The 12,238-nt window shown below is 36.3% G+C and carries 8 protein-coding genes; 3 read left to right on the top strand and 5 right to left on the bottom strand.

The window, feature by feature from the left end; all coding sequences use genetic code 11:
• Nucleotides 1–20: 20 nt before the first annotated feature.
• The 3 genes from YW9_RS0105900 to YW9_RS0105890 all read right to left on the bottom strand — a co-directional run bounded on the left by YW9_RS0105900 (nucleotide 21) and on the right by YW9_RS0105890 (nucleotide 3,262).
• The gene (locus tag YW9_RS0105900; protein WP_018279268.1) at nucleotides 21–458 is read right to left on the bottom strand and encodes a PepSY-like domain-containing protein; all 438 of its coding nucleotides are present in this window, start codon (nucleotides 456–458) and stop codon (nucleotides 21–23) included.
• Nucleotides 459–484: 26 nt separating this feature from the next.
• Entirely contained in the window at nucleotides 485–931 is a 447-nt protein-coding gene (locus tag YW9_RS0105895; protein WP_018279267.1) for a PepSY-like domain-containing protein, read from the bottom strand.
• A 144-nt stretch (nucleotides 932–1,075) separates the two neighbouring features.
• A complete protein-coding gene (locus YW9_RS0105890; RefSeq protein WP_018279266.1) occupies nucleotides 1,076–3,262 on the bottom strand; it encodes a glutamine synthetase III family protein in 2,187 nt (728 codons plus the stop codon).
• 258 nt (nucleotides 3,263–3,520) lie between these two features.
• Here YW9_RS0105890 and serS point away from each other — a divergent pair, with 258 nt between their 5' ends.
• From serS to YW9_RS0105875, 3 genes are all read left to right on the top strand, one after another.
• On the top strand, nucleotides 3,521–4,789 hold the full coding sequence (gene serS / locus YW9_RS0105885) for a serine--tRNA ligase (RefSeq protein ID WP_018279265.1): 1,269 nt from the start codon (nucleotides 3,521–3,523) through the stop codon (nucleotides 4,787–4,789).
• Nucleotides 4,790–5,028: 239 nt separating this feature from the next.
• Nucleotides 5,029–8,505, top strand: a complete 3,477-nt coding sequence (gene ileS, locus YW9_RS0105880) for an isoleucine--tRNA ligase (protein WP_018279264.1) — start codon at nucleotides 5,029–5,031, stop codon at nucleotides 8,503–8,505.
• 287 nt (nucleotides 8,506–8,792) lie between these two features.
• Nucleotides 8,793–9,173 (top strand): TraR/DksA family transcriptional regulator, encoded by a 381-nt coding sequence (locus YW9_RS0105875; protein WP_018279263.1) that lies wholly within the window; start codon nucleotides 8,793–8,795, stop codon nucleotides 9,171–9,173.
• 64 nt (nucleotides 9,174–9,237) lie between these two features.
• Here the strand turns inward: YW9_RS0105875 and YW9_RS0105870 are convergent, their stop codons facing one another.
• Together YW9_RS0105870 and YW9_RS0105865 are read right to left on the bottom strand one after the other, a co-directional pair.
• Complete coding sequence (locus YW9_RS0105870) at nucleotides 9,238–10,002, bottom strand: exodeoxyribonuclease III (RefSeq protein WP_018279262.1); 765 nt, start codon at nucleotides 10,000–10,002, stop codon at nucleotides 9,238–9,240.
• A gap of 111 nt (nucleotides 10,003–10,113) precedes the next feature.
• Nucleotides 10,114–12,231: a peptidylprolyl isomerase gene (locus tag YW9_RS0105865; RefSeq protein ID WP_018279261.1), complete on the bottom strand. Its 2,118-nt coding sequence runs from the start codon at nucleotides 12,229–12,231 to the stop codon at nucleotides 10,114–10,116.
• Between the last annotated feature and the right edge of the window lie 7 nt (nucleotides 12,232–12,238).

Genomic DNA, 12,238 nt, shown 5'->3' with positions numbered 1-12,238 from the left:
ATTTTTTAAAATATAATTTCTTATTTATTTAGTCTTACGAAGTTTCCGTTTTTATCAAATATCAGTTCTTGAGTTAAGCCCAAAAGCTCTACTTCATATCCTGTTGCTATTCTTTCAATGCTATTTATTGCATTTTTTGGATAGTTTTGATTTATGTATGAAGTAATTGCGTTGGGAATGAAGGACGTGTGTAAAAGAGGTTGTCTATCAGAGGCCTTTACGCTTGTCCACCTTCCTTGTGCATCAAAATCAATTTCTGTTCCATTTGTAAATCGGATATCGTAACTTCCGTCATCGTCTCTCATAGATTGAGAAATTTTAAGATCAGAGAAGTACTCAGTAATAAATGATTGTCCTTCATTAGGTAAGTTATTGAAACTTAAATTTCTGCTATCGTTGTCGTTGCAAGAAACTAAAAATGATATTACAATAAATAGGCAAAGTATAGTTTTTTTCATAAGTCAAATTTGTTTATTGAATATGCTTAATCATCAATTCTTAAGAATTTTCCAGCACGATTGAATTCTAAATCAAGTCCGTTAGAAAGTTCAACTTCATACCCGTATTTGCGTTTTTTTATTTCTTTCACAAAAGTATTCGGAAAGTTTCTCTGTACGTGTTGAGCTACTCCAGAAGGTATAATTCTCGCTGGAACTTCACTAGTTCTTGATTTTACTTCTTCCCAATCTCCATTTGAATAAAATTCTACTTCTGAACCATCATTGAAAACAACGGTGTATTCTTTCTTAACTAAATAATCTGTATCCACCCAAACAGAAGCAATATTTTCTTCTGAAAAATATTCTTTAATGAAAGATTGTGCTTTTGCAGGTAATTGGCTGAAAGAAATAAATCTATCATCTTGTGCAGAAGCAAATGTTACAGTAAATAAAGCAACTAATAAGGTTGTGATTTTTTTAAAATTTTTCATACGATAAAAAAGTATTTATTTGTTTACAGGAGCAAAAGTATTTGAAGATTTGGGAAAGATTTAGGAATACAAAAAATCTTAGAAAATAATTTAGGAATAATAAAAAAAGCACTTTGAAAAAAGTGCTTTTGTTTTGAAAAGATTTTAGTTTGTGAACAATAACTCACGATATTTAGTAAGTGTCCACAATTCGTCATCAACCATCGTTTCCAATTTATCACAATGGTAACGAATTTCATCGAAAAATGGTTTTACTTTATTGCAATAAGCATCGGCTTTCTCTTCGGCAGAAATGAGTTTGTTTGCTTCTTTTCGAGCCTCAATCATTGCGTCTACTTTGCTGTGAATCATTTTTATATGATTTGATATTCGTTTGATTAATTCTATTTGTTCATCAGCAACTCCTTGATAGTCATTTCCAAAGATTTCTTTCAAGCCTTTCACATTTTCAATTAACGTGTTTTGATATCTTACGGCTGTTGGAACTACGTGATTTCGAGCAATATCTCCGATTAAACGACCTTCAATTTGGATGTTTTTGGTGTATTCTTCCAATTCAATTTCGTAACGAGCTTCAATTTCAACTCGGGTCATCACTTTCATTTCTTCAAATAAGGCGATTGCTTTTTCCGAAATATTTGCTTTTAGTGCTTCGGGGGTTGTTTTGTTATTACTCAGTCCTCTTTTTGCAGCTTCTTTTTCCCAAGCTTCGCTGTATCCATCTCCTTCAAAACGGATTTTTTTGGATTGTTTGATATATTCTCGTAATGCGTTGAAAATGGCTTCGTCCTTTTTAAGTCCTTTATTATCAATTAAGTGGTCTACTTCTTTTTTGAATTCGATAAGTTGTTTAGCAACAATTGTATTGATGATAGCCATCGGTTTTCCGCAGTTTGCTTTAGAACCTACCGCACGAAATTCAAATTTATTTCCAGTAAAAGCGAAGGAAGAAGTTCGGTTTCTGTCAGTATTATCCAAGAATAAATCAGGAATTTTACCTACAACGTTAAGTTTTAGGTCTGTTTTTTCTTCTGGAGAAAGTTTTCCTGTAGAAACGTCCTCTAACTCATCTAAAACTTTAGTAAGCTGTTCGCCAATGAACACAGAAACAATAGCAGGAGGAGCCTCATTCGCCCCCAAGCGGTGGTCATTACTCGCTGAAGCTACAGAAGCTCTGAGTAGTTCTTCGTATTCGCAAACAGCTTTTATGGTACAAATGAAGAAGGTTAAAAACTGCAAGTTTTTCATTGGTGTTTTTCCTGGGGCAAGTAAGTTTACGCCAGTGTCAGTGGCCAATGACCAGTTGTTGTGCTTTCCTGAACCATTTACTCCAGCGAAAGGCTTTTCGTGGAAAAGAACTACAAAGTTATGACGCTCAGCGACTTTGTTCATAACGTCCATCAAAAGAGAATTCTGGTCAACTGCCAGATTAGCTTCTTCAAAGATGGGCGCTAATTCAAACTGGTTGGGAGCAACTTCGTTGTGTCTTGTTTTTGCTGGAATTCCCAGTAGTAAACATTCGTGCTCTAAATCACGCATATAGCTTAATACTCTATCGGGAATTGAACCAAAGTAATGGTCGTCCAGTTGTTGTCCTTTAGCGGCTTGTTGCCCCAAAAGTGTACGTCCAGCAAGTATGAGGTCAGGACGTGTGTTTGCTAAAGCCTTGTCTACCAAGAAGTATTCCTGTTCCCAGCCCAAAGTTGGAGTAACTTTCGTCACATTTTTGTCAAAGTATTTGGCTACCTCTGTGGCTGCTTGGTCGATGGCTGCCATAGCTTTTAATAAAGGTGTTTTATTATCAAGTGCTTCTCCTGTGTAAGAAATGAAAATTGTTGGTATACAGAGAGTAGTTCCGTAAACGAATGGGGGAGAGGAGGGGTCCCAAGCGGTGTAGCCACGAGCTTCAAAAGTATTTCGAATTCCTCCATTAGGAAAACTCGAAGCATCTGATTCTTGCTGTACTAATTGTCCTCCTCCAAATTTTTCAATGGCTTTACCTCTTCCTACAGGTTCGAAAAAAGCATCGTGTTTTTCGGCAGTAGTCCCTGTTAAGGGCTGAAACCAATGTGTGTAGTGAGTTGCTCCTTTGGAAATTGCCCAATCACGCATAGCCGCAGCAACTTGGTCAGCAACTTTGCGGTCGATTTTTATTCCATAATGAATGGAATTCATTACACTTTCAAAGGCTTCACTTGTCATAAACTGACGCATAGCCTCTTCATTGAAAACATTTTTGCCGAAAAGCTCAGAACGTTTTCCTTTTTCAGTAATTACAACTGGTTTTCTTAGTCCTACTTCTTTTAAAGCGTTAAAACGTAAATTTGGCATATGTGGTGTATTTTATGGGGGCAAATGTATAAATAATATATAAAATATCAATAACACCCCTGTAAAAATTATTGTATGTTGTATAAAAATAATAGTTTTTTCGTTGATTTTGTTTTTCAAGAAGATGCTTTAATCTTCTAACAGAAGATATAATCAAGTTATTTATGGTGCAGAAAATGTATCATAAAAATACTTTTTTTGCCTTTGTGAAATATTATTGTAATTTTGTCTTTCAAAAACAGATAAAATATAATTGATATGTTGCAACTTACCTTTGTCAGAGAAAATAAAAATGTCGTTTTAGAGGGACTCAAAAAGAGAAATTTCAAGGATTTACACATTATAGATTCAGTAATTGATTTAGATGAAAAACGTAGAGCTACACAAGTTGAGTTAGATAATGTGTTAGCAGAATCGAACGCAATTTCAAAGGAAATAGGAATGCTATTTAAGTCAGGCAAAGTGTCTGAAGCTAATTCTTTGAAAGAGAAAACGGTGGAGTTGAAAGATAAATCAAAAACTTTATCCGATAACCTTGCTGAAATTTCAGAAAAATTAAACGATTTATTATATCGTATTCCTAATATTCCTAATGAGTTAGTTCCTTTTGGTACTTCTGAAACGGATAATGAAGTAGTTTTTCAGGCTGGAGAAGTTCCTAATTTAGGCGAGAATGCTCTGCCGCATTGGGAGTTGGCCAAAAAGTACGATATAATTGATTTTGAGTTAGGTGTGAAGATTACAGGAGCGGGTTTTCCTGTCTACAAAGGAAAAGGAGCTAAGTTGCAACGAGCTTTAATTACCTACTTTTTGGACAAAAATACTGAAGCTGGTTATCAGGAATTTCAAGTGCCACACGTTGTGAATGAAGCTTCAGGATTTGGAACAGGTCAACTTCCTGATAAAGAAGGACAAATGTATCACATTGGTATGGATGACCTGTATTTAATTCCTACTGCTGAGGTTCCAGTAACTAATTTTTTTAGAGATGTGTTAGTTTCTGAAAATGAACTTCCTATTTGTTGCACGGCGTATACACCTTGTTTCCGTCGGGAGGCTGGAAGTTATGGAGCTCACGTTCGTGGATTGAATCGTTTGCACCAATTTGATAAGGTTGAAATTGTTCGTGTAGAACACCCCGATAATTCGTACAAAGCTTTAGAAGGAATGGTAGAACACGTAAAATCAATCCTCAATGAGCTAAAGTTGCCTTACCGAATTTTGCGACTTTGCGGAGGAGATTTAGGCTTTACATCTGCTTTAACCTATGATTTTGAGGTGTATTCAACGGCTCAGCAAAAGTGGTTGGAAATCAGTTCGGTGTCTAATTTTGAAACGTATCAGGCTAATCGATTGAAGTTGCGTTATAAAGATTCTGACGGAAAGAATAAATTAGCTCATACACTTAACGGAAGTTCCTTGGCTTTACCTCGCGTTTTGGCAGGGATTTTAGAAAATTATCAGACCGAAGAAGGTATAGTTGTGCCTGAAGTGCTTCGAAAATATACAGGATTTGATATTATTTGATAATTAAAAAATAGAAAAATATAAAGTTGTTCAAAATATCTTTTTTGAGCAACTTTTTTATTTAATTTCGATGTGGAAACATTTTTCTGGAGAAAAAGGTAATTCAAATTAAAATAAATAGGAAAAGATTTGGTCGTTATTCCATATTTTTTTCTTAAATTCGCACATTTAAAAAAAGTAGTTAATAGTATAAAAATTTGTACTATTGTTTTTCTTTTAGTAATTTACAAGTTTTGGAAATGAAATTCACAGAGCACAAAAACTTAGATTTATCAGTCGTTGCCAAAGAGATACTTACATATTGGCAAGAAAATAATATTTTTGAAAAAAGTATTGAAACGCGTGAGGGCAAAGAGCCGTTTGTATTTTTTGAAGGTCCGCCTTCGGCAAATGGGCTTCCGGGCATTCATCACGTGATGGCACGTACGATTAAGGATATTTTCTGCCGTTATAAAACTCAAAAAGAATTTCAAGTAAAACGAAAAGCAGGTTGGGATACGCACGGACTTCCTGTGGAGCTTGGCGTGGAAAAAGAGTTGGGCATTACTAAAGAAGACATCGGAAAGAAAATTTCGGTGGAAGACTACAACAAGGCTTGTAAAGAAGCCGTGATGCGTTACACCAACATTTGGAATGACCTTACCGAAAAAATGGGGTATTGGGTAGATATGGAAAATCCGTACATTACCTACAAATCCAAATATATGGAATCAGTTTGGTGGCTTTTGAAGCAAATTTACAACAAAGGTTTGCTGTATAAGGGCTACACCATTCAGCCGTATTCGCCAAAGGCAGGAACAGGACTTTCTTCTCACGAACTCAACCAACCAGGTACGTATCGTGATGTTTCGGATACTACGATTGTGGCTCAATTCCGTGTGAAAACTTTTTCGTATCAGCTTATAAATCAGTTCAAAGATTTAGGAGAGAATGTATTCATATTGGCTTGGACAACCACTCCTTGGACGCTTCCTTCAAATATGGCTTTGGCTGTGGGTAAAAATATTGATTATGTGCTGGTTAAAACTTTTAATCAATACACTTACGAGCCGATTTATGTAATTTTGGCAAAAGATTTAGTACCAAAACTATTTGGAAGCAAATTTTCCGAAGGTGAAAATTCTGAAATATTTAACCGAATTGAGCAAAAATACAACGAAATTCCTAATAGAGACGATGCTTTGGATATTATCAATGTCGCAATTGTGCAAACCAGCGAGATGAAACACGCCAAAATTCCTTATCAAATCCTTGCTGAATTCAAAGGTTCTGATTTAGAAGGGACTACCTATGAGCAACTCATTCCGTGGTTTAGTCCTGCGGAAAATGCCGACCAAGCTTTCCGAGTAATTACAGGCGATTTCGTAACTACGGAAGACGGAACAGGAATTGTCCACATCGCTCCGACTTTTGGTGCTGATGACGCTCGCGTTGCCAAAGAAAACGGAATTCCGCCGATGCTCATCAAAGATGAAAACGATAATCTTGTTCCACTTGTGGATTTGCAGGGCAGATTTGTAAAAGGCGAAAATGTTCCTGAAATTTTTAGCGGAAAATACATCAAGAACGAATATTACGACCAAAATGCACCAGAAAAATCGTGGGACGTAGAGTTGGCAATTCTCTTAAAAACTGAAAATAAAGCTTTTAAGGTGGAAAAATACGTCCACTCATATCCGCATTGTTGGCGAACTGACAAACCCGTTTTGTACTATCCACTCGATTCTTGGTTCATCAAAATTACGGACGTGAAAGACCGCCTTTTCGACTTAAATAAAAACATCAATTGGAAACCCAAAGCCACCGGTGAAGGACGTTTCGGAAATTGGTTACAAAACGCCAACGATTGGAATTTGTCGCGTTCGCGTTATTGGGGAATTCCGCTTCCGATTTGGCGAACCGAAGACAAAAAAGAAGAAATTATCATTGGTTCTGTGGAAGAGTTAAAGTCTGAAATTCAGAAGTCTATCGCTGCAGGACTAATGAAAGAAGATATTTTTGCTGATTTTCAGGTAGGAAATATGTCTGACGAGAATTATGAGAAAATCGACCTGCATAAAAACGTGGTAGATAAAATCGTTTTGGTTTCAGCATCGGGCAAACCGATGAAACGCGAAAGCGATTTGATTGACGTTTGGTTCGATTCGGGAGCAATGCCTTACGCACAATGGCACTATCCGTTCGAAAACAAAGAAATGGTTGAAAACACTTGGAAAACAGCCGATTTCATCGCTGAAGGAGTTGACCAAACACGCGGTTGGTTCTATACACTTCACGCGATTGCGGGATTAGTTTTCGATGGAATTTCATACAAAAATGTGGTTTCCAACGGATTAGTTTTGGATAAAAACGGACAAAAAATGTCTAAACGTTTGGGCAATGCTATCGACCCGTTCACCACTTTGGAAGAATACGGAGCCGATGCCACACGTTGGTATATGATTTCCAATGCCAATCCGTGGGATAACTTAAAGTTTGATTTGGAGGGTGTTGCCGAAGTTCGTCGTAAGTTTTTCGGAACGCTTTACAACACCTATTCATTCTTTGCTTTATATGCTAATATTGACGGATTTACATACAAAGAAGAGGAAATTCCCTTAGAAAAACGCCCTGAAATCGACCGTTGGATTTTGTCGGAACTTCATACCCTTATCCAAAAGGTTGATGAGGCTTTTGCCGACTATGAGCCTACTCGTGCCACTCGCTTAATTTCGGATTTTGTACAAGAGAATTTAAGTAACTGGTATGTGCGTTTGTGCCGCAGACGTTTCTGGAAGGGTGAATATGAGGAAGATAAGATTTCGGCTTATCAGACTTTGTACACTTGTCTTCTGAACGTGGCAAAACTAATGGCTCCGGTAGCTCCGTTTTACGCAGAGGTATTGTACAGAGATTTGGTGTCAGGAACCCAAAAAGAAACGGCAGAAAGTGTGCATTTAACCATTTTCCCAACGACAGATAAATCGTTTATTGACAAGTCATTGGAGAGCAAAATGGAAAAAGCTCAAAATATTTCATCTTTGGTGCTTTCACTTCGTAAAAAGGAAATGATAAAGGTGCGTCAGCCGTTGCAAAAAATTATGATTCCTGTATCAAACGAAGCTGAAAAAAGGGAAATTGAAGCAGTTGCCGATTTGATAAAATCAGAGGTAAACGTTAAAGAAATTGAACTTTTGGAAGATGCTTCGGGTATTTTAGTGAAGCAAATTAAACCGAATTTCAAAACTTTGGGACCTCGTTTCGGTAAAGATATGAAATTGGTAGTTGCTCAAATACAGAATTTTACGCAAGAAGATATTCAGAATATCGAAAAAAATCGTGAAATTATTATAAAATTAGAAGAAAAAGATGTAACTTTAAGCATTGAAGATGTGGAAATCACCACACAAGACATCGAGGGGTGGCTTGTGGCAAGTTCAGGGAATTTGTTGGTAGCCTTGGATATTCATATCACTGACGAGTTGAGAAAAGAAGGAATCGCTCGTGAGTTGGTAAATCGTATTCAGAATATCCGAAAAGACAGCGGTTTTGATGTTACGGATAAAATCAATATTTGCATTCAAAAACAAAAAGCCGTGGAAGAGGCTGTTTCGGACAATTTGGAGTACATCAAAAGCGAAACCCTTACTAGTGAACTTACGTTTGCTGAAAATGTTTCAGGCGAACCTATTGAGTTTGATGATATTGTAACGAAAATTTCCGTGGAGAAAGTGTGATAATCAGATTAGGAAAGGGTTTGTTTTAAAAATTAAATAGATTATTTTTACAATAAAATAAAGAAATAAGACTTAAAAATTGGGAATTCGTTGATTATCAAAAAAGCTCTATTGGGCTTGTTGTTTGGTAGTTTTAACCGAAGTGTTGTTGGGGTTTTTGCTTATGTGAAATCGGTAGATTTTCTGATTTTTTTTTGATTCCAGCTGTTTTGATTTGGACTATTATTTTGCCGAAATTAGGAGGAAGGCATATCAAAAATGTTTAACGACACAAATAAGAAATAATTATGGAAGAAAACATCAGAGTTAGGTATTCCGATAAGGAATTAGAAGAATTCAAAGTTCTTATCGAGGAAAAGATTAAAAAAGCTCAGGCAGATTTAGAGCTTCTTAAGAGTGCTTATATGAATAGTGCAACTAATGGCACGGAAGATACCTCACCTACTTTTAAGGCTTTTGAAGAAGGTTCGAAAGTGACAAGCAAGGAAGAAAACACAACTTTGGCAATTCGTCAGGAGAAGTTTATTCGTGACCTTAAAAATGCACTTATTCGCATAGAGAATAAAACTTATGGGGTTTGTAGAGTAACAGGCAAACTGATTGATAAACGCCGTTTGTTGGCCGTTCCTCATACAACGTTAAGTATTGAAGCGAAGAATCTACAATAATTTTCAAGAAGAAGTCAGTTGCTATTGATTATCCATCGCTTTCTTTTGACTTCTTCTTGGAATATTAGTCTTCAATCTCCACCAAAATGGGGCAATGGTCACTGTGCTTTGCTTCAGGGAGAATTAAGGCTCGTTGTAATCGATTTTCGAGAGGTTGTGCAACCAAATTGTAATCAATTCGCCAACCTTTATTGTTATTACGAGCATTTGCACGATAACTCCACCACGAGTAATTGTGAGGCTCTTTGTTGAAGTGACGAAAGCTGTCAATAAATCCACTTTTCATAAAATTGTCAAGCCATTCACGTTCCACAGGTAGGAAGCCAGAAACATTGGCGTTTCGTATGGGGTCGTGAATATCAATAGCCTGATGACATATATTATAATCACCACAGATTACCAAGTTTGGGTGTGATACTTTTAGCTGATTGATATAGTCTTGAAAATCATCCATAAAGGTGAATTTGAAGTCTAATCGTTCAATGTTTGTGCCAGATGGTAGGTAAAGGCTCATTACCGAAATTGTATCAAAGTCAGCACGTAATATGCGTCCTTCAGTGTCCATATAGTTGATGCCACTTCCTACTTCAACGTGATTGGGTTTTATTTTGGATAGTATCGCAACTCCGCTATATCCTTTTTTTTCGGCACTATGCCAATATTGGTATTTGTATCCTAAATCTTCAAAAGCCGTTTTTTCAATTTGTGATTCCAAAGCTTTGATTTCCTGTAAACAAAGTACATCAGGATTGGCATTTTTTAGCCATTCTGTTAGTCCTTTTGCCATTGCGGCACGTACACCATTCACATTGTAAGATATGATTTTCATTAGTTACTTTATTTGGGTAGGCAAATGTAAAAATTTTTAGTAATAAAAATATATCACGAAATAAAAAAGGAAGGTAAATTTACCTTCCTTTTTTTGCTTTTTGATTATCTTTTAGTAGAATAGACTAAGATTTTCTTTTATTTCAGCCGAATTTTTAAGAGCACTCAAAACTTCTTCTGATGCACGGCTTAATTTTAAGCCTTCCAGAGTTTTTGCAAATGATTTGTAGTTGTCAATTGTAGGAGCTTTTGTAGTAGAAGTAACCTCTATTACGTAAACGCCATTTTCTCCTTCAATAGGCTTAGAAACTTGATTTTGTTTCAAAGAAAAGGCAGTGCCTACAACTCTTGGTTCACGTCCTTCACCAATAATTGTTGGATTGTTCATTGATAAACCTGTAGCTGTTTTTACCTCACTTTTATTTGCAGAAGCAATAGCATCTAATGAATTTCCTTTGGCTTTTTCAGCAAGAATTTCGGCTTTTTTCTGACGGATTAAAATTGGTTTTACAAAAGGAGAAGCGTCTTGAACAGAGCTAATTCCTTTTTCACCTTTTTTGGTAAGTTGAGCTACAATATAGTTCCCTCCTGAAGTAAACTTACGAATATCACCTACTTTGCTGTCTTCTTGGAAAATCCATTGTACAATGGCACGATTGTTTCCTAAACCTATGATATATTCATCATTTTGTTTAAGATTATCAGCACGAAGCACAGATAAATCAGATTTTTTGGCAACTTCGCTGAAATTTTTAACATCAGCCAATGCGTCAATTTCGAACTTAGAAACTTTTGAGAATAACTCATTTAATGTAGCTTCAGAAGGTTCAATTTTGCGTGTGATGGTTGCAATTTGTACAGCATCAGTCTTTTCTGCAATTCTCACTACGTGAACGCCAAAATCAGTTTCAACAATTCCGATATGCCCTGTTGGATTTGAGAAAACAAATTCTTCAAAAGGTTTAACCATTCTTCCTTTTGTGAAAAAACCTAAATCGCCTCCACTATAAGCAGCTCCAGGTTCTTCTGAATTTTCTCTTGCTAACGCAGCAAAATCGGCACCAGGAACCTGTGCAAGAGCTAATATTTCTTTGGCTTTTGCCTGAGCTTCTTCTTTAGTGCGTGTAACACTCTGGTTTGCAGCTTGGCTTCCTGTGTAAGGAATTAAAATATGACTTGCTTTTACAGCTCCATTAGCTTCTTTGGCAATCATACGAGAAAGTTTCAAGCTACCTCCATCTTCGTATGGTCCGAAAACTTTTCCAACAGGAAGTGTGAATAAAGTATCGGCATAACTGGAAGATAATTGTTCTTTAGTCACAAATAAAGAGTCGTAAGGGGTATCAGAATGTTTATCAACAAACTCACGAATTTTTGTCGTTTTTGCAAAACCTGCAATTGTGTCATTCGAATTTGTTTGGTTATTAAAAACAACTTCTGGAGAAAGCAACTTGTTTAAAGCTTCTCTACTTGCTTGAATATCACTATCTGAAGCCTTTTCATTAACAACTATGTATTGAATGTTACGGAAAGCTTCTTGCTTGAATTGTTTTTCGTGTTTGTTAATGTATGATTTTATTTCGCTATCAGTTACAGTAATTGTACTATCAGGAATTGAGCTATATTGCAAAGCTACGAATTTTATATCTGCTTTGTCTTGTTCTTGATGGTAAGCAATTTCTGCTTCAGCATTAGTAGCTCCCAATCCTCCACGTATCAAACTGAAGTACATTTGTTGCTTAGCTCCCTCAATAAGAGCCTCTTCTTGCATTTTCCATTGTTGGTAAGCCTGAGGATTAGTTGCTTTTAGGGTAGCTAAATAATTGATGAATTTTGATGAGTCAAAAACGCCAAATTCATTTGTGAATTCTTGATTTTGAGCTATTGGGCTTTTTGATAGAATAGAAATGATTTGGTCTTTTTCAACACTTAGTCCTAATTTTTCAAATTGTTGTTTTAGAAGAATGTTACGAACATTTTGTTCCCAAACGTATTTTGCAGCTTCAATGGAACTTGCCTGTCCGTTTGCATTTTGAATGGTAGCTTCTACTTGGTAGCGGAAAGCATCAATAGAAACATCTTCTCCGTTAACGGTTCCTACTTCTGTGGGGTGCGAATTGCTAAATCTTCCTGAACCAATAAAGTCAGAGATTACAAAAGCAAACAACGCTAACCCAATAATCACGATGAGAAATACTGTACGGTTTCTAATTTTTTCAAGAACTGCCATCTTTCGT

This window comes from Capnocytophaga cynodegmi DSM 19736 (assembly GCF_000379185.1).
GTDB lineage: Bacteria > Bacteroidota > Bacteroidia > Flavobacteriales > Flavobacteriaceae > Capnocytophaga > Capnocytophaga cynodegmi.
This window is presented reverse-complemented; position numbering and strand designations above follow the sequence as displayed.

What these genes read in the sequence shown, in the direction of transcription:
- ileS (WP_018279264.1), top strand. Translation starts at nt 5,029, where the DNA reads ATGAAATTCACAGAGCACAAAAACTTAGATTTATCAGTCGTTGCCAAA.
- YW9_RS0105890 (WP_018279266.1), bottom strand. Translation starts at nt 3,262, where the DNA reads ATGCCAAATTTACGTTTTAACGCTTTAAAAGAAGTAGGACTAAGAAAA.
- YW9_RS0105900 (WP_018279268.1), bottom strand. Translation starts at nt 458, where the DNA reads ATGAAAAAAACTATACTTTGCCTATTTATTGTAATATCATTTTTAGTT.
- YW9_RS0105895 (WP_018279267.1), bottom strand. Translation starts at nt 931, where the DNA reads ATGAAAAATTTTAAAAAAATCACAACCTTATTAGTTGCTTTATTTACT.
- serS (WP_018279265.1), top strand. Translation starts at nt 3,521, where the DNA reads ATGTTGCAACTTACCTTTGTCAGAGAAAATAAAAATGTCGTTTTAGAG.
- YW9_RS0105865 (WP_018279261.1), bottom strand. Translation starts at nt 12,231, where the DNA reads ATGGCAGTTCTTGAAAAAATTAGAAACCGTACAGTATTTCTCATCGTG.
- YW9_RS0105870 (WP_018279262.1), bottom strand. Translation starts at nt 10,002, where the DNA reads ATGAAAATCATATCTTACAATGTGAATGGTGTACGTGCCGCAATGGCA.
- YW9_RS0105875 (WP_018279263.1), top strand. Translation starts at nt 8,793, where the DNA reads ATGGAAGAAAACATCAGAGTTAGGTATTCCGATAAGGAATTAGAAGAA.